20 protein-coding genes are annotated in these 19,784 nt (G+C 38.9%); 8 read left to right on the top strand and 12 right to left on the bottom strand.

Annotation, left to right across the window (positions count from 1 at the left end; translation table 11 throughout):
* The first annotated feature begins 176 nt into the window (after positions 1-176).
* On the top strand, positions 177-1,046 hold the full coding sequence (locus tag I6E82_RS14235; protein ID WP_121955389.1) for a DMT family transporter: 870 nt from the start codon (positions 177-179) through the stop codon (positions 1,044-1,046).
* Between the two features lie 22 nt (positions 1,047-1,068).
* On the opposite strand, the gene I6E82_RS14230 is transcribed toward I6E82_RS14235, so the two are convergent.
* From I6E82_RS14230 to I6E82_RS14200, 7 genes are all read right to left on the bottom strand, one after another.
* Positions 1,069-1,755 (bottom strand): M15 family metallopeptidase, encoded by a 687-nt coding sequence (locus I6E82_RS14230; RefSeq protein WP_197118147.1) that lies wholly within the window; start codon positions 1,753-1,755, stop codon positions 1,069-1,071.
* Positions 1,755-2,885 (bottom strand): succinyl-diaminopimelate desuccinylase, encoded by a 1,131-nt coding sequence (dapE, locus tag I6E82_RS14225; protein WP_197118146.1) that lies wholly within the window; start codon positions 2,883-2,885, stop codon positions 1,755-1,757. The genes I6E82_RS14230 and dapE overlap by 1 nt, the downstream gene beginning before the upstream one ends.
* Positions 2,885-3,229, bottom strand: a complete 345-nt coding sequence (locus tag I6E82_RS14220) for an ArsC family reductase (protein WP_024592532.1) — start codon at positions 3,227-3,229, stop codon at positions 2,885-2,887. Before I6E82_RS14220 ends, dapE begins: the two co-directional genes overlap by 1 nt.
* 4 nt (positions 3,230-3,233) lie before the next feature.
* Complete coding sequence (locus I6E82_RS14215) at positions 3,234-3,731, bottom strand: PTS glucose transporter subunit IIA (RefSeq protein WP_007582561.1); 498 nt, start codon at positions 3,729-3,731, stop codon at positions 3,234-3,236.
* A 3-nt stretch (positions 3,732-3,734) separates the two neighbouring features.
* Positions 3,735-4,121 (bottom strand): ACT domain-containing protein, encoded by a 387-nt coding sequence (locus I6E82_RS14210; RefSeq protein WP_007582563.1) that lies wholly within the window; start codon positions 4,119-4,121, stop codon positions 3,735-3,737.
* Between the two features lie 226 nt (positions 4,122-4,347).
* Positions 4,348-6,507 carry a phosphate acetyltransferase gene (pta, locus tag I6E82_RS14205; protein ID WP_010554245.1) on the bottom strand — a complete coding sequence of 720 codons (2,160 nt, stop codon included), beginning with the start codon at positions 6,505-6,507 and terminating at the stop codon, positions 4,348-4,350.
* A 1-nt stretch (position 6,508) separates the two neighbouring features.
* The gene (locus I6E82_RS14200; protein WP_197118145.1) at positions 6,509-7,723 is read right to left on the bottom strand and encodes an acetate kinase; all 1,215 of its coding nucleotides are present in this window, start codon (positions 7,721-7,723) and stop codon (positions 6,509-6,511) included.
* A gap of 284 nt (positions 7,724-8,007) precedes the next feature.
* Here I6E82_RS14200 and yfbV point away from each other — a divergent pair, with 284 nt between their 5' ends.
* Positions 8,008-8,454, top strand: a complete 447-nt coding sequence (yfbV, locus tag I6E82_RS14195; RefSeq protein WP_007582569.1) for a terminus macrodomain insulation protein YfbV — start codon at positions 8,008-8,010, stop codon at positions 8,452-8,454.
* Here the strand turns inward: yfbV and I6E82_RS14190 are convergent.
* From I6E82_RS14190 to xthA, 3 genes are read right to left on the bottom strand one after another with little or no spacing between them, the layout of a single operon-like run.
* A complete protein-coding gene (locus I6E82_RS14190; protein ID WP_197118144.1) occupies positions 8,451-9,266 on the bottom strand; it encodes a putative RNA methyltransferase in 816 nt (271 codons plus the stop codon). The two genes, yfbV and I6E82_RS14190, sit on opposite strands and share 4 nt — an antisense overlap.
* Positions 9,263-9,910, bottom strand: coding sequence for an energy-coupling factor ABC transporter permease (locus I6E82_RS14185; RefSeq protein WP_010554248.1), 648 nt, complete (start codon positions 9,908-9,910; stop codon positions 9,263-9,265). The genes I6E82_RS14190 and I6E82_RS14185 overlap by 4 nt, the downstream gene beginning before the upstream one ends.
* A 5-nt stretch (positions 9,911-9,915) precedes the next feature.
* Positions 9,916-10,722: an exodeoxyribonuclease III gene (gene xthA, locus I6E82_RS14180; protein WP_197118143.1), complete on the bottom strand. Its 807-nt coding sequence runs from the start codon at positions 10,720-10,722 to the stop codon at positions 9,916-9,918.
* Positions 10,723-10,962: 240 nt separating this feature from the next.
* Between xthA and I6E82_RS14175 the strand changes: the two genes are divergently transcribed.
* From I6E82_RS14175 to rluB, 4 genes are all read left to right on the top strand, one after another.
* Positions 10,963-11,394: a hypothetical protein gene (locus I6E82_RS14175; RefSeq protein WP_007582577.1), complete on the top strand. Its 432-nt coding sequence runs from the start codon at positions 10,963-10,965 to the stop codon at positions 11,392-11,394.
* A 226-nt stretch (positions 11,395-11,620) separates the two neighbouring features.
* Positions 11,621-12,142 (top strand): EF-hand domain-containing protein, encoded by a 522-nt coding sequence (locus tag I6E82_RS14170; protein ID WP_197118142.1) that lies wholly within the window; start codon positions 11,621-11,623, stop codon positions 12,140-12,142.
* Between the two features lie 151 nt (positions 12,143-12,293).
* Positions 12,294-12,884, top strand: a complete 591-nt coding sequence (gene scpB / locus I6E82_RS14165) for an SMC-Scp complex subunit ScpB (RefSeq protein WP_024592539.1) — start codon at positions 12,294-12,296, stop codon at positions 12,882-12,884.
* Positions 12,881-13,753 carry a 23S rRNA pseudouridine(2605) synthase RluB gene (gene rluB, locus I6E82_RS14160; RefSeq protein WP_007582584.1) on the top strand — a complete coding sequence of 291 codons (873 nt, stop codon included), beginning with the start codon at positions 12,881-12,883 and terminating at the stop codon, positions 13,751-13,753. The genes scpB and rluB overlap by 4 nt, the downstream gene beginning before the upstream one ends.
* 85 nt (positions 13,754-13,838) lie before the next feature.
* Here the strand turns inward: rluB and I6E82_RS14155 are convergent, their stop codons facing one another.
* Positions 13,839-14,585 carry a YciK family oxidoreductase gene (locus tag I6E82_RS14155; protein ID WP_007375386.1) on the bottom strand — a complete coding sequence of 249 codons (747 nt, stop codon included), beginning with the start codon at positions 14,583-14,585 and terminating at the stop codon, positions 13,839-13,841.
* A 206-nt stretch (positions 14,586-14,791) separates the two neighbouring features.
* On the opposite strand from I6E82_RS14155, the gene I6E82_RS14150 reads away from it, so the two are divergent.
* Both I6E82_RS14150 and sohB read left to right on the top strand, forming a co-directional pair.
* Positions 14,792-17,221 (top strand): VolA/Pla-1 family phospholipase, encoded by a 2,430-nt coding sequence (locus I6E82_RS14150; protein ID WP_197118141.1) that lies wholly within the window; start codon positions 14,792-14,794, stop codon positions 17,219-17,221.
* Between the two features lie 99 nt (positions 17,222-17,320).
* Entirely contained in the window at positions 17,321-18,337 is a 1,017-nt protein-coding gene (gene sohB, locus I6E82_RS14145) for a protease SohB (protein WP_197118140.1), read from the top strand.
* 96 nt (positions 18,338-18,433) lie between these two features.
* Here the strand turns inward: sohB and I6E82_RS14140 are convergent, their stop codons facing one another.
* Complete coding sequence (locus tag I6E82_RS14140) at positions 18,434-19,768, bottom strand: dicarboxylate/amino acid:cation symporter (RefSeq protein ID WP_024590095.1); 1,335 nt, start codon at positions 19,766-19,768, stop codon at positions 18,434-18,436.
* Positions 19,769-19,784: the final 16 nt, after the last annotated feature.

The following is a 19,784-nucleotide window of genomic DNA, read 5'->3' as shown; positions in this document are numbered from 1 at the left end:
GATCTAATTTATTAAAACTAAATACTCTCTTTGCACAGTTATACCAATCTTGTTTAAATGTGCTGCTCAGTAAGCGGTTTTATAGGCGCTTATGACAATATTTTGAGCTTAGTAGGTTAATTAGTTGATTAATTGAAATAACGCTGTAATTCGTTTTTATTGCTAAGGAATTTTTTTTGAAAGCTACGTTGTACACAATCATTGCTTTAATTGCGTTTGCTGCAAACTCTCTTTTTTGCAGAATGGCTTTAGCCGAAGGCTATATAGATGCTTGGAACTTTACAGTTATTCGCTTACTCAGTGGTGCTGCGTGTTTGGGCATTATAATGGCTATTTATACTCATAATTTAAAACGAAAAGGCACTTTTAACCCCGCTATTTTAAGCGATAAAGGAAGCTGGCGAAGCAGTATAAGCCTATTAGTTTATGCACTTTGTTTTTCGATTGCATACGTAGAGCTAGATACAGGCACCGGTGCACTGATTTTGTTTTCAGCCGTGCAACTCACTATGATTGGCTGGGGTATATATCAAAAAGAGCAGTTGAGTGTGCTTCAGTGGTGCGCGTTTATAGTGGCGCTAGGTGGGTTTGTATATTTAATGCTGCCATCTGCTGCTGTACCTTCATTATTAGGTGCATCACTTATGGCACTCAGTGGTGTGGCATGGGGTATTTACAGTATTCGCGGTAAAGTGTGCGTATCGCCACTGCGTACTACGGGGTTTAACTTTATAAGAAGCTTAGTGGCTATCCCTATTTTATTACTTGTTGGTATGAGTTATTTAAAAAATATGAGTATTGAAGGGGTTTTGCTTGCGTGTGCCTCGGGTGCGATAGCTTCTGGAATTGGTTACAGTGTTTGGTATGTGGCAATGCCGCTGCTTAAAAGCACCCAGGCGGCTGTTGTGCAGCTTTGTGTGCCGGTACTTGCAGCCATTGCCGGGGTCTTGTTTTTATCAGAGCAGGTAACAATGGAGTTTATAGTTGCAAGCTCCTTAATATTAGGCGCTGTGCTGGTATTTATTTTAAATAAAAAGAAGGCTTAATATTATTTAAGTTAACCTTCTTTTATGGTGGACTCACGTTTGTTACAAAGCGTTTATAAATAGCAGGTAAGTTATCAAGTATTGCCTGCTTACCCTGTAGTTCACTATTTTTTATGCATTCAAAAAGTACTTGCTCGCTAAGCGTATTCACTAACAATTGTGATTGCTTGATATGGCTTATATGCCAAAGCTCAGGTGCGACGCCGCCTAAATCATGTTGGTAAGGGCGATAAAAACCAAATTTAACCAAGTGAGTATCAAGCCAATTACTTAAAGGCGCAAACGGCCCACCTTGCAGGTATTCATCAGGTGTTAGCTGTAGTTTATAATCATCACTTACTGCAGCTTTATCAAACACGTCTAAATCGGTGCCTAAATGGTGCCTGCTTGCCCCAGGTAGTGCAGAGAAGAGCATTATTGCTATGCATTTATCTACATCATTTAATTTAGTTAAATCTACAACCTTTTGTTGTTTATTAAAAACAGATCGAATACCTAAAAACTTATTATTCCAAATAATTGATTGACGATTAAAGTCGCGAAAACTTGAGGCAATAGTAAGCTCAAATCCCGCTTTTTGTGCTGCACTTTGCAGCGATAAAAAATCGCTAATAATAGCGCTGTGCAAGCGATGATTTTGTATATCAGTTAAATGTGTATCACTTTGACCTGTAATACACTGTACTGATGTGGGTTGAGTGACATCCATTATGTTAAAAGTTGCTCTAATATTTGCTCGTAAATGTCGGTAAGGGCAATTAAATCATCGGTACTTACGCATTCATCCACTTTATGAATAGTGGCGTTACGTGGACCAAGTTCAATTACTTTAGCGCCAGTTTGAGCAATAAAGCGACCGTCAGATGTACCACCCGTGGTTTCTAGATTCGTGGTTAAACCGGTTACTGATTTAATCGCTTTAACTGTGGCATCAACAAGCGGGCCGTGCTCGGTAATAAAAGGTAAGCCATTTACTATCCAGCTTAATTCATAATTTAAGTCATGCTTTTGTAGAATGTCATTTACACGTTGCTGTAATTGCTCATACGTTACTTGCGTGCTAAATCTAAAGTTAAACTGTACTTCGAGCTCACCCGGAATAACATTACCCGCCCCCGTGCCACCATTAATATTAGAAATTTGAAAGCTGGTAGCAGGGAAGTACTCATTTCCGTTATCCCACACCGTTTGGCTAAGTTCAGTAAGTGCTGGCGTCGCTAAGTGAATTGGGTTTTTTGCTAAATGCGGGTAGGCCACATGACCTTGTATACCCTTAACGGTTAAAAAAGCGGTAAGTGAACCTCTGCGACCATTTTTAACCACATCACCGAGTACATCGCGTGATGAGGGCTCGCCTACAAGACACATATCAATTTTTTCACCGCGTGCCTCTAGCGTATCAATTACGCGAGTAGTCCCGTTTACAAACGGTCCTTCTTCGTCAGAAGTGATTAAAAAAGAAATCGAGCCTTTATGATCTGGATGTTTAGTAACAAAACGTTCGGTTGCTACAAGCATTGCGGCTAATGAGCCTTTCATATCGGCAGCGCCACGCCCGTGCAGTAGGCCATCTTTTATTAATCCTGAAAACGGCAGGTGTTGCCAATTTTTTTCAGGGCCTGTTGGTACAACGTCGGTGTGACCAGCAAAACAAAAATGCGGCGATTGTGTGCCTTTTCGAGCCCAAGTATTAAGTGTGTCGGTAAAAAATAATGATTCTATATTAAAACCAACCGCAGCAAGGCGATCGTTCATCATTTGTTGGCAGCCGGCATCTTCGGGCGTTACCGATTCACGTTGGATTAGCGCTTGGGCGAGTTTAATTACGTCATTAGTCATTATTTAAAAATCTCGTCGTATTGGGCTGCCTTAAAACCTAAATGGTAACTGCCATTGTTTACCAGTACTGGACGTTTGATCATGGCAGGTTGTTCAACCAACAATGGGATAGCACTTTCTTTAGTTAGGCTTTGTTTTTGCTCATCAGTTAATGCGCGATACGTTGTTCCACGTTTATTAACGAGTTGTTCCCAATCGAGCTTGTCTGCAAATTCACTCACCATTTGCTCATTTACGCCATCTTTGCGGTAGTCATGAAACGTAAATTCGATGTTGTTATCAGTTAAATGTTTTTTAGCTTTTTTTATCGTATCGCAGTTGCTAATGCCGTATAGAGTGATCATAAATCTAGTTCTTCTTAATAATAGTTAATAGTGTGTCTTCACCCGCATTTACATGCGAATGCGAGTAATGAAATGTGCCAAGGTTATGGCCGTTTAGTAAAATTAAACTAGCAAGCATTGGAGTATCAAGTTCTCGTAAATCAAAATAAGCAAGGCGTTGACCTTTGCATATTTTGCTACCATTGAGTTGCGCAATATGGGTATGCGTAATTGATTGCGAATCAAAAATAGTTAAGTTAATCAAGACTTTTAGACCATTATTAGCTTGTAGAATAAACTCAGTACCTGCATTTTTTACTTGTAATAAAGTTCCATCAAACGGTGCTAAAATTTTATGACTTGTTAGTTGCACCATAATACCAGGGCCCAGAGTGCCAAAACGAAAAAAAGGTTCTGGGTGCTCTTTCAGTTCAATTACTTTACCTGTAAATGGGCTGGTAATATTTATTGCATTAAGAGGCGTTTTATTTTGAGCTAAATAGTCAATTTTTTGAGCTTTCATAAGTTAATTTACCACCACGTTATAACCCTCTTTTTTTAAAGCGGAAATAGCATTTTCTGCAGTGTGTTTTTTTATGAGAATATAATCAGTATCGTAGGTTGAGATTGAAAAGATAGAAATTTTAGCGCGCGCTAATACCCCTGAAATATTAGCCATAATTCCGGTTAACGAAAAGCCAAGTGGACCTACAACCTCTAAAGCTTGCCAGTCGGGTTCGGTATCCAGGCTTTTTACTTCAAAATCGCTTGGGCATACAATTGAAAGTTCATCATGGGTTTTAGAAATAAAAAACAAAGATTGCTTTAAAAGTGCCGCAGGTATGTCGGCATCTACATCTAAACTGTGTATAGATAAAATGGTGCTGTGTAATTGTAATGTTTGTTTTGACATTAAAAGCCTGCGAACAGCAATATTGATAGCTTTATAGTATAGATTATTGGCTTTAAATTAAAGGTGTAACAACGACTAACTCAGCAGTAAATAAGTAGATAAAAGAAGGGAGTAAAAACTTACCCACAATTTCTGTGGATAAGTATGGGGGTTGCAGGGTATAAATAACCTAACTAGTTAATTATTAAATAAATAATAGCTAGGCTATAAAAAGCACACGTTACGTTTAATGAGTAATTAGCGCTTCTGTTTGAGCTGCCTGAATGGCAGTTAAGGCGATTGTATACACAATATCATCAACTAATGCACCACGGCTTAAATCGTTTACAGGTTTACGCATACCTTGCAGCATAGGGCCAATACTTATCAAGTCGGCACTACGTTGTACTGCTTTATACGTGGTATTACCCGTATTTAAATCTGGGAATATAAATACGGTCGCTTTACCGGCTACAGGGCTGTTAGGTGCTTTTTTAAGTGCTACGTTTTCCATTATAGCGGCATCGTATTGTAGTGGGCCGTCGATAATTAGATCAGGACGTTTTTGTTTTGCAATTTTTGTGGCTTCACGTACTTTTTCAACATCGGCACCTGTACCAGAAGTGCCCGTGCTGTAGCTGATCATGGCAACACGCGGCTCTATGCCAAATGCAGCTGCAGAGTCGGCAGATTGAATCGCTATGTCTGCAAGTTGTTCAGCATTAGGGTCTGGGTTAATCGCACAGTCACCGTAAACTAACACTTGGTCAGGCAGTAGCATAAAAAATACAGATGATACTAGTGATGACCCTGGTGCTGTTTTAATCAATTGCAGTGGTGGGCGAATTGTATTTGCCGTAGTGTTTACTGCACCCGATACTAAACCGTCTACTTTACCTTGCTCAAGCATCATTGTACCCAGTACGACGTTATCTTGTAGTTGCTCTTGTGCTACTACGGCAGTTAGGCCTTTGCTTTTACGAATTTCGACCATAGGCGCAATATAATCATTAATAATACTTTTTGGCTCGATAATACTTACATGTTCGTTTAGCTCAATACCTTGCTGCTGTGCAATACGCATTATTTCTTCGCGATCGCCTAGTAATATAGTTTTAGCAATTCCGCGTTGACCACAAATAGCAGCCGCTTTAATTGTACGAGGTTCATTACCTTCTGGTAGAACCACGGTTTTACCTGCTTTACGCGCTTTAGTGGTAAGTAAGTAACGAAATGCGGGTGGTGATAACTTACGAGTTTTACCTACACTTTTAGCTAGAGTATCTAGCCAGCTTGAATTGATATGCTCTGCGTTGTGATCTTTTACTTTTTCAATACGTTGGTCATCATCATTTGGTACTTCCATATTAAAGTTATGCAGTAGTAATGATGTACGCCACGTGTCTGCATCGGTTGCGAGTATTGGTAAGCCGGTTTGCATGGCTTGCTCACACAAGGCCATAATACGTGGCTCTGGCTCAAAACCACCGGTGAGTAATATAGCGCCAAGTTTAGTGCCGTTCATAGCAGATAAGCACGCAGCAACAAGTATGTCAGAGCGATCGCCCGGTGTTACTAATAAAGCGCCTGGCGTAAAATAATTTAAAATATTTGAAACCGTACGAGCACAAAAAGTAATACGGCGCAGACGACGATGAAGCATATCGCCTTCGTTAATAATCGTGGCTTTTAAGTATGCGCTTAAGTCTTTTACGCGCGGGGCTACTAAGTCAAAATCCCACGGGATTGCACCAAGTAACATAAACGGATTTTTTTTAAAAATAGGCAGGGAGGCTAAACGATTTAACTCGTTTTCAAGCTCTTCAGGTTTATAGGCATCGACTAAATCGGCGCGTGCACGACCTTCTTCATCAAGTGGCGCATTTACTTTATTAAAAATACAGCCCAGTACGCGAGGATGATCGATACCACCGTAGTTACCTGCTGCAATTTCAAGGCGGTCTTCTATTTGAGTAATGGTGTAATTACCTGGGGTAAGTACAAATACAATTTCGGCGCCGAGTGTTTGCGCAATTTCGCGGTTTACACGCCCAGCATAAGGTTGGCGACGAGTAGGTACCATACCTTCAATAATAGCGACTTCGTCGTCGTTTATTTTACTTTCAAAGCGTTCAACAATTTCCTCTAGTAGGTCATCACCTTTACCGTCGCCAATCATTTGCTCAGCATAATCAAGTGCAAAAGGCATTGGTGGGTTAATAGGTGAGCCTTGAGTGACTATTTGCGTTGATTTTTCAGGGCCTGTTTCACCTGAACGTGGCTGAGCTATTGGTTTAAAAAAGTTAACTTTAACTGTTTTTTGTTCAAGTGCACGCACTAAACCAACTGATACCGACGTTAAACCCACACCGGTAGAAACAGGAATTAACATAATACGACGTGCCATATTAAAGCTCCTTTACAATATTTGCAGCATCAAGGGCAATAACCCATTCTTCATTAGTTGGCATTACTACTGCTTTGACGTGTGAATTTTTACAGCTAATAACGCCTTCTTGACCAAAGCGCGCATTGAGGTTGGCTTGCGGATTACAATTAATACCTAAAAAGGCAAGTTGTGTAATTACTTTTTCACGAATAATATCTGAGTTTTCACCAATACCACCAGTAAATATAACAGCATCAAGGCGCTGTAATGGCACCATATACGCCGCGATTTGTTTTGAAAGTCGGTAGCAAAACATTTCAATTGCGAGTATCGCTTTTTTATTCCCGGCCAAAGCGGCTTCTTCAATGGTACGGCAATCGTTAGAAAGCTCGCTAATACCTAACAAGCCACTTTTTTGATTTAGTAGGTTATCAATTTGCTGGGCTGTGTAATCAAGTTGAGTGGTTAAAAAGTTAAATAAACCAGGGTCAATATCGCCGCTACGTGTGCCCATTATCAGCCCCTCTAGAGGCGTTAGTCCCATGCTGGTATCAACACTCTTACCATTTTTAATAGCGCATACAGAACAGCCGTTGCCTAAGTGGGCACTAATAAAATTGCTTTGCTCGATAGGTTGCTCAAGTAACTTTGCTGTTTGCCCTGCAACATAAAAATGACTTGTGCCGTGAAAACCATAACGCCTAACACCAAACTCGGTGTACAACTTATATGGAAGAGCGTAAAGAAAGGCAACTTCATTCATAGTTTGGTGAAATGCAGTATCAAACACCGCGACTTGTGGCAAACCTTCAAACGATGCCTGCGCCGACGATATACCTAGTAAATTAGCGTGCCCATGAAGCGGCGCAAGCGTTGCCGACTGTGTAATGCCTGCAATTACTTTTTCGTCAATCAATACCGATCGCGTAAAGTGCTCGCCGCCATGTACAACACGATGGCCCACTGCGATAAGTTGCTCGTCTAAGTTGTGATCTTTTATTAAGCTTACAAGCGTATTTATAGCCTCAGCATGTGCTTGATTAGCCGCTAAGTCGATAACTGTTTTAGTACCATTAAATTTGTATTTAATAGAGGGTGCTTTAGCGCCTAAGCGTTCAGCAAGACCTGAAATGATTTCGTGACCATCGTTCGCATCAATAATGGCAAACTTTAAGCTAGAGCTACCACAATTTAAAACTAAAACGTGTTGTGATTCAGGAGGGGTTGTTGGCATAGATTCAATTTCCATAAACAAATTTAGTAAGTAAACGTTAATACGTAATCGTTACACTTACGGTATTAAATAAAGCTAAAACAATTGAATGTTCAATTGCAAAGTGGTTAACGCAATGTTAATTACTTTACCTTAATTAAGATGTTTAAGTTAGGATTGTTCGCCATTAAAAGGTAAATTTAAGCTGTTTTACTGAGAAAGTGTAACTCTTTCATTTTGTGTTACACTTTGCGTACAGCTCGTTTTTCCATTGTATTTAAAAGCAGTATCTGTGAGGAGTCATGATGCAAAAAAGTGTGATGTCACAATTACAAACTGGCCGTTTGTATGGTAAAAAATGGCCAATGCGCAAAGAGCTTGCGCCTTTGTTTTTAGAGTTTAGAGTAATTAGAGCGACTGAGCTTGCCATTACAGTAATGCCAATCTTAGCCATGCTAACATTGTTTTTTCAGCTAAATTACTTGGGTTCTGATTTTTTACCGCAAGCCATTGCAAGTGCATTATTTTTTATATCGCTACCATTACAAGGTTTATTTTGGTTGGGTAAGCGAGCGCAAACGCCTTTAGAGCCTGCGATGCAAAAATGGTATAACGAGCTGTACACTAAAATGGCAGCTAATGGATATCAAACGCAGTTAAGTGAAAACAAGCCCCGTTATATGGAGCTTGCCAATTTACTTAAAGATATGTTTGATAAAATGGACAGGGCGTTTACTAAAGAGCAGTTTTAGAGAGTTACATCATTATCTATTTTGGTAAACTGAGTAATATAAAACGATAAGGTGACAGTGTGTTCACCTTTTTCTTCGAGTGCTGTCCAGTGCTCGGGTCTAAATTTCCATGCAAATGGCGTCATCATTATTAAGTTTTTAATATCAGTAAAGCTAAGCGCTATATGCTCTGTTAAAAGGATCTGCTCTGATTTTCGAAACCCTTTTGGCGTGGCTATTTCAGTATGCTCGTTTACTTCTGAATATATATACGATTTTAGCTCTTTTAAATGATAAGGGCCTGGGCTTGCGACCACTAATGTTGCGTTTTGATTTGCTAGGCGTTCAAGCTCTTGCTCAAATAAAGGTGCAAATACGCTAACAAGTACATCAGCAAATTGGCTTTTAAAGGGGGCTTGGCTGATTGATGCCACACTAAAATGGCAATTAGGGTAGCGCTTTGCTGCATATTTAACCGCTGATTTTGAAATATCGACACCGTATACAACAGCATTTGTTTTATTCGCGATTGCTTGGGTATAAAACCCTTCACCGCATCCTAAATCAATAATAGTATTCGCACTTATATTACTGATTATATCACTAAGGCTTTGCTGTAAAAAACGATAATACCCACGCTCTAAAAATGCACGTCTGGCTTGTACCATTTCAAGTGAATCACCCGGTTGTTTTGAATTTTTCTGTTGCACAGGCAATAAATTAACATAGCCTTCTTTAGCAAAATCAAAGCTGTGGTTGTTAGCACAACGAAGTGTTGAATCAGTTTTCAAAAGTGCTAGGTTACAAAGCGGGCATTGATATTCAAGACTCATGAGCCTAGGTAGTCCTTATCGTAAAAAGTTTTTACCCAATGCGGGCGATAGGTGATCATAATTGTTATAGCCATGCCGTTGAGCATTGCTTCAGGAAACCAAATTATGGCACTTAAATAAACGTAGTTATCTGCAAGTTCTTGCCAATTGTATTGCCCTATAGCTAAGTAAAATAAAGCACCTAGGCCTATTTTTATACAGGCTATAAATCCTGCGGTTATAAACGCACAAACAAATATATAAACAAAAAAATGACGAGGTAAATATTGGTAACTAATTATAAAGCCAAGATAGCTCAATAAAATAGGAATAAACGCACCAATAAGCAGTTGTACTGGTAACAGCTCAAGTTCAATTTGACCAAAGGCAGCGAGTAGGGCTGTGGCAAGTAGGCTACTTAAAATAGTCAACCGCCAGCCTAAAATTAATGTAGCAGCCGTAACACCTAGTATGTGTAAATCAAGGCCAGTTAAAATGCCAGCCTTTATTCGCCAAAGCACTGCAAACACTAACGCACACGCAAGTACGCCAGTTTGACGGACTGGCGTATTAAGCAATGTTTTATATGTTTTTTTATCAAAGCTTAATAGAGCAATAATAATTACAAGAGCCCAAAGTAGCCCCTGCATTGTTAGGCTGAGCATAATAATTACTTAAATGTTGACCATATAGGGGCATGATCTGACGGTTTTTCAATACCGCGAAGTTCGTAATCAATACCTGTATCTATGCAGCGTGCTGCAAGCTCATTGGTTGCAAGCACTACATCTATACGAAGTCCTCGATTATCTACAAACCCTTTAGAGCGATAGTCAAACCATGAGTATTGATCGTCTGTTTCGGGGTTTTGCTCTCTAAAGGTGTCTTTAAAACCCCAATTGAGTAATGTTGCAAGCCATTCACGCTCTACCGGTTGGAAAGAACATTTACCCGTTTTTAACCAACGTTTAGCATTTACTTCGCCAATACCAATATCTAAATCGGTAGGTGATATGTTGATATCACCCATAACGATGACGTCTTGATCGGGTGTGTGATTGGTTTCAAGGTGTGTCATTAAATCTTTATAAAATTGACGTTTATAAGGGAATTTAGTTTCGTGATTAATATTATCACCTTGTGGGAAATAGCCATTCATGACAGTAAGGTCGCGACCGTTTTCTTGTTCAACAGTGACGCTTATCATGCGTTTTTGCGATTCATCTGTATCGGTGGCAAAACCTTTTAAGACCGATTTAGGCTCTTTTTTGCATAACATAGCTACGCCATAATACGCTTTTTGACCATGAAAGTAGACGTGATATCCCATTTTTTGTACATCTTCTAATGGGAATGCTTCGTCGTGAACTTTAATCTCTTGCAAGCCAATAACGTCTGGTTGATGTTTGTCGATAATTGCTTGTAATTGGTGAAGACGAGCACGCAGACCATTGATATTGAAAGAAATCACTTTCATAAAATTTACCTTAAAATTGGTTCTATTTAATAAATTAAATTGTATCAGTAAATACGCGTACATAACATGACTGAATTGAGATAATAGCTGCGCAAATGTTGATCAAATGATGGGTAAAGTTTAAACATTGTGAATACAATATTAATTATTTAAATAAATAAAAAATTCAATTGAACTTAACTTTATTGAATATATAATGCGCGAAATTCACTTGTTTAGCTCGTTCAAATAGGATCTCTCATGAAAACTCAACTACTTTTAGCCACTGCTTTACTAGCATCTGCAACTGCGTCAGCTCAAAGCAATACTTACTTTAGCCAAGATAACAAAATTGAGTCTAAGTTATGTGTACTAAGTGCAAACGAAGGCTTTAGCGTTGCTCGTAAAGAAGCTGCCCAGCACGGTGTTTACCTATCTCGTTTTTCTAAAAGCATTTTATGTAATGGTGAAGATATTCGTGATATTGCTAAAAAAACGACATTAAGCAACGCATCAGTTGAGAAAGTAGAAGTATTTGCAAAAGACGCTCAACAAGAAACTCAATTATGTATGACGGCTTTAAAACAAGGTTTAGCACCTGTTCGTCAAAAAATTGGTAACCTAAACTCATTAAAATGTAATGGTCAAAACGTTACTGAGTTTGTTAAACGCTACCAAAACGCAGCAATCTAATTATTAGCTTAACTATATAAGTAAATTTGAAATGCCTGGTTTTTACCGGGTATTTTTTTGCAAAAATTACAAGGTTGTTTGCAAAGCTTGCAAGCTTAACTTATTGAAACTGTTTAATAAATATACCGGATGAGATTAAGTTATTGATTATTATAAGTTAACTGTTATTGGCATTGGATTTGTATTAGTTAAAGTGACATTTAATTAATTACGAAGGATACGTCTTATGAAAAAGTTAACATTAGCAGCCACTATTTTAGCATCATTAAGCCTAGCGGCTTGTTCATCTAATCAAGGTCTTGAAAGAATAGACAGTGACTTTGCAAGTTTAGATAATGATAGCGATGGCTACATCTCAAAAGTTGAAGCTGACGACGATAGCATTTGGGGCCATTTTTCAAATATTGACACCAATATGGATAACGAAATTAGCCGCAAAGAATTTAACACTTATATGAAGTTAAACAATGGTAAAGTAGCCACTGATTCTGAAGTAAGTGAGTCGGCATTTAAAGCTGAAATTGCTAAATTCGATAAAATTGAAAGCAGCTTTGCAAGTCTAGATAACGACAGCAATGGTTATATCTCGGTAGTTGAAGGTAACGATGATGATATTTCAAATCATTTTGGTTACATGGATAATAACCAAGATAAGCGCATCAGTAAAAGCGAGTTTATGGGTTACATTAAAAAATACGGTAACGCAGTAGCTGAAGATGATGCATTAGAAGCTTTTAAAAGTAACTAATAGTTACCATTTTAGTAAGTAAGATTAAAGCCAGTGCTAGTCACTGGCTTTTTTGTGTTTTAAATTTAGTTATTTGATAGATATATTTTCCTAGTTTGGTGTTGTTCTGTCATAATAGATGGCTGTGTATTTTTATTTGTTAAGAGTGTGTATGGCGGGTCGGCGAATTAGTGATGAACAACTAGTTGAGATCATTGAAGCAGCTATTTTTGTTGCAGATAAGCCTGTTAGTAAACGCCACCTTAAAGACATCGTATTAATAGATTTAGCTATTTCTATGACGCGAATAAATGACGCAATAGATACAATACAAGAACATTTTCAAACTCGTGGTATTCGCTTAGTTGAAGTGGGTAGTGGGTATCGGTTTCAGGCATGCAGTAGTTTAAGCCCTTGGTTAAATAACTTGTGGCAAGAACGCGCACCAAAATACTCGCGTGCTTTACTGGAAACATTATCACTTATTGCATACAGGCAGCCCATTACACGCGGCGAAATTGAGCAAGTAAGAGGTGTTACTACGGGTTCGAATATTATTAAAACCTTACTCGAAAGAGAGTGGGTTAAAGTGGTAGGGCATAAAGAGGTTCCGGGAAAGCCGGCTTTATATGCAACTACTAAGCAATTTTTAGATTATTTTTCGTTAACTGGACTTGAAAATTTACCTGCGTTGCCAACAGAGCAGCAAAGTAAAATTAACCAGTTATTGAGCGATCCTTCTGTGAGAGAACCATCCGAATGAGTATTATACAAGGTGAAAAGTTACAAAAAGTCTTAGCCCGTGCAGGCGTAGGCTCACGCCGTGAAATGGAAAAATACATTGACGCAAACCGCGTTAGTGTAAACGGTAAAGTGGCAAAGTTAGGTGACCGTGTTGAAGAAACCGATTTGATTCGTGTTGACGGACACAGTGTAAAAATCGAAGAAAAAGCAGACCGAATCTGTCGTGTGATTATGTATAACAAACCGGAAGGTGAGTTAAGCACACGTAAAGATCCTGAAGGGCGTCGTACTGTATTTGACCGACTTCCTCGTATTGATGGCGATCGCTGGATTGCGGTTGGTCGACTAGACGTTAATACATCGGGTTTAATGCTTTTTACAAACGATGGTGAACTGGCAAACCGTTTAATGCACCCAAGCTATGAAGTAGAGCGTGAATACTCTGCACGTGTATTTGGTGAAGTAACCAACGAGACGGTTAAAAACTTACTACGTGGTGTTGAACTTGAAGATGGTCCAGCCAAATTCACGACTGTAACCCCTATGGGTGGCGAAGGCGTTAACCGTTGGTTTAACGTAACGTTAAATGAAGGGCGTAACCGTGAAGTTCGTCGTTTATGGCAGTCTCAAGATGCGGAAGTATCTCGTCTTATTCGTATTCGTTACGGTAAATTAGAGCTTGATAAGCGCGTGCCACAAGGTGGTTGGATGGAGTATGATTTAGAAACAGTAAACTACTTGCGTAAAACCGTTAAATTAGGTCGCGAAACACAAACTAAGCTTTCTGTTATGCCTGAAAAACGCAAAGATAAACGCGCCAAAATTAACCAAATTCGTAAAGCAGTTAAAAAACACAATCAGCGTGTTAAGCCGACTAAACGTAAATAATCAATTAGTTATTTATTTATTGAACACAAAAAAGCCGCTAATTGCGGCTTTTTTAATGTACTGTTTAAATTATTTAAACTCTAAATTACTTTTTTACTTGAGCATCTAACGATTCGCCATTCACTTCACTAGAATCGTCACTCATTAGATATAAATATGTAGGCATTAAATCCTCTGGTGTAGCAAGTGCGTCTCTATCTTCACCTGGATATGCAGCAGCTCGCATTGAAGTGCGAGTAGCGCCTGGGTTAATACAGTTTACACGAATATTCGTTTTACCTACTTCACATGCCCATGTTTGCATCATACCTTCTACTGCAAATTTTGAGATGGCATAAGGCCCCCAAAATTCACGGCCTTTGCGGCCTACACCTGATGATGTAAATACTATCGATGCATTATCAGACTTACGAAGAACAGGAAAAAGTGCTTTAGTGATCATTGCTTGTGCAGTCACGTTTACTTTCATTATGTTTTCGAACGTAGATGAGCAAAAATGTTCAAGCGGACCGAGCGACCCTAAAATACCGGCATTATTAAGCAACCCATCAAGGCGCCCAAACTGATATTCGATTGTTGCAGCAAGGTCACGGTAGTTTTGTTTAGTTGCGCCTTTTAAGTCCATGGGTACAATTGCAGGTTTAGGGTAGCCAGCATTAACAATTTCATCGTAAACACATTCAAGTTTATTAGTTGTTTTTCCTAATAAGATAACTGTAGCGCCGTATTTTGCATACGTAATTGCTGCAACTCGGCCAATACCATCACCGGCGCCTGTTATTAAAATAACTTTATCTTTAAGTGCGTTTTCAGCTGCTTGATATGTGTGCATAAAAGTACCAATTCATATAATTTTTTTGATTTTAACATAGCGAAACGTGAAGTAATCGAATTTATTGTAAAATTAGGTGGCGAAAATAGAAACTTTACGTTAAGTTTAACTGGTCTAATGTCTCATTAATAACCTGATTACATTGTTTTAACTTAATACACTGATTAAACACACTATAAAAATAAAATACGTGCGGAGCCAACAATATGAAAAAAATGCTACTTTCACTCTCGGTTACAGCTGCTTTAGCAGGTTGTGGCGGTGGAGAAACGTTAACAGATGTCAAAAACGACACAGCACCAGTTATCCCAACAGCAACAGTTACATTTGATCCAGCAGCAGGTATCTTATCGGTACCCAATGATTTATTAATGAGTGGCACTCAAGACGGTACACTTAATATTCCTGGTGAATTAGATGACAACAATGTGTCTATTTCGCGCGCAGCTTATGCAAACCCTCAGCTTGCACTAGGTGCACTTGATGGTTGGTCTTCGCAGGTTCCTTATAAAATCGATTTAACATTCCCACCAAATGTGAGTTTAGATGAAGCGTCTGCTGGGACCCCTGGTACAGTAAGAATTTTTGAAGTTGTAATGGGTGCAAGTTTAACTGATGCAGAATGTTCAGTTGTAGCTGCCGGTACTGCTTGTAAATTGGTTGGTGAGCTTACTTTTGGTGTTGACTTTGTTACTCAAGCTTCAGGTGATGGCGTTGCAATTATTCCTTTAAAACCATTTACGGCAGGTAGCTCATACATCAATGTATTAACTACTGGTCTTAAAGATTCATTAGGGCGTTCTATTGAGCCTTCTTCTACTTATGGGCTGGTTAAACAAGAAGCGCCATTAATTACAGAAGCTCAACTTGGTTTGCAGGGTGCTGTTAACAGTTACGAAAATGTAGTTGTAAGTTCAGGAGATATCGCAAAAGAAGATATTATTTTTTCTAGTGCGATGACTATTCAATCAGCAGGCCCGGTACTCGGGACAATTAAAAAATTGCTAGCTGCAAGCTTGCAACAGCCTGCGTTACCAACTCCTGCGCTTCAAGTTCCTGAACAGCCTATGGTAAATGTACAACAAGTATTTGCTTCTCAGGGTGTAGAAGTCTCTGCTGCTTTCTCTGGTGTGCAATATCAAAAAGGTAGCATTATGTTACCGATGTATTTAGGTACGCCAACGGGTACTGATATTAGTGATTTAAGTGATACATATTGGCAAGGTATGTGTGATAACGCGGTGGCAATAATTGGTTATAAGGCCGTTGCAGGCGATGCATTTCCGACAGATCCTATTAGTGAAAATGATGGTTTATGTTCTGCATTAAGTGACGGACAATTACGTGACTTAGGACTAGACAGCACACGTCATTTGACAAAATACAACTCAATTCCAAAAGTACAAAGCATGGCAAATGTGCCAGTGCAAGTTACTAAACCTATTTTACCGATAATTAATGGTGTCCGTGCACAGTTACAATTAGATCCTATCGCAATGCCTGAAGGTGGATGGCCTGTTGTGATTATGCAGCACGGTATTACAACACAAAAAGAAAGTATGCTTGCTTTAACTGCGCAGCTTTCTATTCAAGGCTTTGCAACGGTTGCTATTGACCATCCAAGACATGGTGAGCGCGGAATAGATGTTGATGGTGATGGAACAGACGACTTTAATGCAACAACGGGTTCTGTGCTTAGTTACATGAACTTAAGTTCATTACTTGTTGCACGTGATAGCTTACGTCAATCGGCTGCTGATTTATTAGGCCTTCGTTTAGGCTTAAACTTTATTAACGATACAACTATCAATAGTAAAGACGTTACCTACATTGGGCATTCGCTAGGTTCTATTGTTGCTCCAGCATTTATTGCTCAAGCTAATACGCCAATGGCAGAAACGCTTGATCCGCTATTTAATGTAAACACGGTAGCTCTTGCAAGTGGTGGTGGCGGTATAGCAAGCTTCTTACTTGAATCTGCTGCGTTTGGTCCATTTATTCAAGGTTCAGTACTTTCACAAGCGGGTACAACAGAGGCTGATGAATTTACTGCATATTTACAAGGAGATGCAGTTTCTAACTGTGGCTCATTAATACCAGACATGGAAGCTTACTTGACATGTGGTTACAACGAATATATTGCATCACTTACCACTGCGGGTGAAACGACTAAACTTACTAACATTCAAGGTGTATTTACACAGTTTGCTTTTGCGGCGCAAACAGCGCTAGATAGTGGTGATCCAACGAACTACGCAGCCACTGTGAAAGCATTAGGTACTCCTGTTTATACTAATGTTGTTGTGGGTGATGGTGTTGATAACAAGCCTGACCAAGTGATACCACCAATGGCAGCTAATAATCCTATTTCTGGCACAATTCCATTAGCTAACTTGATGGGTCTTGAGACAGTAAGTTCTTCGCAAGCATTGAGTGAAACACCAGCAAGCTACTTAGTTAAATTTACTAAAGGGCATCATGGTTCTATATTAACACCAGCTCAAGATGCTGCACAGGCTGCAACTGTTGAAGGCAGTGCTGCCGCTAATGCAGAAATGCAGTTGCAAGTAGCTACTTACTTAGCTGCTCGCGGACGGATGTTATTAGTTTCCAACCCTGAGGTTGTGACTGATTAATAACCAGTAAAATAATTAACCTTTAAAAGCCACTGAAAAGTGGCTTTTTTTGCTTTAAAGCATGCTAAATTAGCTGAAATTTATAAATGGAGAAACCAGTTGGAATTTTTATATGAATACGGTTTGTTTTTTGCCAAAACAGTTACTTTTGTTATCGCTATAGCAGTTATTTTAATGCTAATAGTTGGCGCTGCGGTTAAGCCAAAGGCCAAAAAAGGTGAAATACAAATTGACGATATATCAGAGCAGTTAGTTGAACTTAAAGAGAGTTTTTTACAAAATACGTTGGGTAAAAAAGAGCTTAAAGCGCATCAAAAACAACTTAAATCAAAGAATAAAAAAGCAGATAAAGATGAGCCTAAACCTCGTTTATATGTAATTGACTTTGTGGGTAGTATGGACGCTCACGAAGTAGAAAGCTTACGAGAAGAAATAACGGCTATTATCTCTATTGCCGATCCAAGTAAAGACAAAGTACTTATTCGTTTAGAAAGTGGTGGCGGTGTTGTACATGGCTACGGACTTGCTGCATCTCAGTTACAGCGTATTAAAAGTGCGGGTATTCCTCTAAGTGTTGCAATTGATAAAGTGGCAGCAAGTGGTGGTTACATGATGGCGTGTGTCGCGGACGAGATACTTGCAGCGCCTTTTGCAATAGTTGGATCTATTGGTGTGATAGCTCAAATACCTAACTTTAATAAAATATTAAAGAAAAATGATGTTGAATTTGAGCAAATAACAGCAGGTGAATTTAAACGCACACTTACTTTATTTGGTGAAAACACAGATAAGGCCCGTGAAAAATTTCGTGAAGAAATTGAACAAACACATGGTTTATTTAAAACGTTTGTAAGCACTCAACGTCCAAGCTTAGATATAAACTTAGTTGCGACAGGTGAGCATTGGTTTGCAACTCAAGCAATTGATAAAGGCTTGGTAGATGTTATAAAAACAAGTGATGATGCATTGCTAGAGCAGCAACATGAGCGCCAAATTTATAAGATTAAATACAAAGTTAAAAAAGGGTTGAGCGATAAGCTAGCTCTTGGCTTGAGTAGTGGTGTAAATAAAGTGGGAATAAACTTACTTTCTAAGTTTAAGTCGTTAAATCCTTAGATTAGAATCTTTTTCAGGATTCAGTTAAATTATTTTTACTCGAAAAAAACCTTGATGGATTGCATCAAGGTTTTTTTATAGCTATATAAATGTAGCTTATGAGTCAATAGATTTATGATAATCTTCTAAGTCTTTAGCTGCATTAGGGTCGTTAAAGATGCTCTCATCTAGCTCACCTTCAGACTTGGCAACAACACAGGTAACCATACAATCGCCGGTTACATTAACTGCTGTACGTGTCATATCAAGTAATCTATCTACACCGATAATAATTGCAATCCCTTCTACAGGTAAGCCAACTTGGTTAAGTACCATTGCCAGCATTATTAAACCAACACCAGGTACGCCTGCTGTACCTACAGAGGCAAGTGTTGCTGTTAATATAACCATTAAATAATCAGATATTGTCAAATCGACACTAAACACTTGTGCAATGAACACGGTAGCCACACCTTGCATGATGGCAGTGCCATCCATGTTAATGGTAGCACCCAGTGGGATAGTAAATGAGGCAACCGAGTTATTAGCACCTAACTTTTTAGTAGCAGTTTCAAGTGTAATAGGCATAGTTGCGCTTGAGCTCGAGGTACTAAATGCAAATAAGCATGTGTGCTTCATTTTTGCTAAGAAAATAAGCGGGTTTAAGCCCGTTAATATTTTTAAAAGCAATGTGTAGTTTACAAAAGCATGTAATAACAGTGCAAGCACTACAACGCCAAAGTACTTCGCTAAGCTCACAATTAAGTTAAGCTCAATTGTTGTAAACAGTTTTGCCATTAAAAAGAACACACCATAAGGGGCAATATTCATTAAAAGCGTAACTAGTTTTAAAATCACAGTGTTTAAATCTTCAAATACGGTAGCAACACGTTTTCCTGCTTTACCACTTAATGCCATTGCTACACCAAATAAAAGCGCAAACACAATAACTTGAAGCATATTGCCTTTGGCCATCGCTTCAAAAGGGTTTGTAGGAAACATATCTATAATTACACGTGCAAGGGTAGGTGCTTCTTTAGCATCGTAGGTTGCATTAGATGGCAAGCTTATACCTTCACCAGGGCTAAATAATAAGGCAAGTGTAATCGCCACTGTTATAGCAATAGCTGTAGTTAATAAATATAAACCAATAGATTTACCACCTAGGCGGCCTAGTTTTTTAGGGTCGCTTAAGCTACAGGTACCACAAACAAGCGATACAAAAACAAGAGGCACAACTAACATTTTCAAGCTGGCAATGAATATTTGACCACCGACATGGAAAATACCATCAACAAAAAAGGCTTTAATTGGCAAAGAGAATAACCCAAGTGGTATTAGATAATCGTCTTCACCAGCTAATATAGCCTGAAATATAAAACCTACTGCAACCCCAAGCGCCATACCAATCATGATGCGAGTGGTTAAACTCATTGAACGGATTTTTGACATATTTCCTGATCTACAT

The sequence above is a fragment of the Pseudoalteromonas sp. NZS11 genome, from assembly GCF_015864765.1.
Classification (GTDB): Bacteria; Pseudomonadota; Gammaproteobacteria; order Enterobacterales; family Alteromonadaceae; genus Pseudoalteromonas; species Pseudoalteromonas arctica.
This window is presented reverse-complemented; position numbering and strand designations above follow the sequence as displayed.

What these genes read in the sequence shown, in the direction of transcription:
- I6E82_RS14190 (WP_197118144.1), bottom strand. Translation starts at nt 9,266, where the DNA reads ATGAGTCTTGAATATCAATGCCCGCTTTGTAACCTAGCACTTTTGAAA.
- I6E82_RS14230 (WP_197118147.1), bottom strand. Translation starts at nt 1,755, where the DNA reads ATGGATGTCACTCAACCCACATCAGTACAGTGTATTACAGGTCAAAGT.
- rluB (WP_007582584.1), top strand. Translation starts at nt 12,881, where the DNA reads ATGAGTATTATACAAGGTGAAAAGTTACAAAAAGTCTTAGCCCGTGCA.
- xthA (WP_197118143.1), bottom strand. Translation starts at nt 10,722, where the DNA reads ATGAAAGTGATTTCTTTCAATATCAATGGTCTGCGTGCTCGTCTTCAC.
- I6E82_RS14155 (WP_007375386.1), bottom strand. Translation starts at nt 14,585, where the DNA reads ATGCACACATATCAAGCAGCTGAAAACGCACTTAAAGATAAAGTTATT.
- I6E82_RS14175 (WP_007582577.1), top strand. Translation starts at nt 10,963, where the DNA reads ATGAAAACTCAACTACTTTTAGCCACTGCTTTACTAGCATCTGCAACT.
- I6E82_RS14140 (WP_024590095.1), bottom strand. Translation starts at nt 19,768, where the DNA reads ATGTCAAAAATCCGTTCAATGAGTTTAACCACTCGCATCATGATTGGT.
- scpB (WP_024592539.1), top strand. Translation starts at nt 12,294, where the DNA reads ATGGCGGGTCGGCGAATTAGTGATGAACAACTAGTTGAGATCATTGAA.
- I6E82_RS14220 (WP_024592532.1), bottom strand. Translation starts at nt 3,229, where the DNA reads ATGATCACTCTATACGGCATTAGCAACTGCGATACGATAAAAAAAGCT.
- pta (WP_010554245.1), bottom strand. Translation starts at nt 6,507, where the DNA reads ATGGCACGTCGTATTATGTTAATTCCTGTTTCTACCGGTGTGGGTTTA.
- I6E82_RS14215 (WP_007582561.1), bottom strand. Translation starts at nt 3,731, where the DNA reads ATGAAAGCTCAAAAAATTGACTATTTAGCTCAAAATAAAACGCCTCTT.
- I6E82_RS14185 (WP_010554248.1), bottom strand. Translation starts at nt 9,910, where the DNA reads ATGCTCAGCCTAACAATGCAGGGGCTACTTTGGGCTCTTGTAATTATT.
- I6E82_RS14150 (WP_197118141.1), top strand. Translation starts at nt 14,792, where the DNA reads ATGAAAAAAATGCTACTTTCACTCTCGGTTACAGCTGCTTTAGCAGGT.
- dapE (WP_197118146.1), bottom strand. Translation starts at nt 2,885, where the DNA reads ATGACTAATGACGTAATTAAACTCGCCCAAGCGCTAATCCAACGTGAA.
- yfbV (WP_007582569.1), top strand. Translation starts at nt 8,008, where the DNA reads ATGCAAAAAAGTGTGATGTCACAATTACAAACTGGCCGTTTGTATGGT.
- I6E82_RS14210 (WP_007582563.1), bottom strand. Translation starts at nt 4,121, where the DNA reads ATGTCAAAACAAACATTACAATTACACAGCACCATTTTATCTATACAC.
- I6E82_RS14170 (WP_197118142.1), top strand. Translation starts at nt 11,621, where the DNA reads ATGAAAAAGTTAACATTAGCAGCCACTATTTTAGCATCATTAAGCCTA.
- I6E82_RS14200 (WP_197118145.1), bottom strand. Translation starts at nt 7,723, where the DNA reads ATGCCAACAACCCCTCCTGAATCACAACACGTTTTAGTTTTAAATTGT.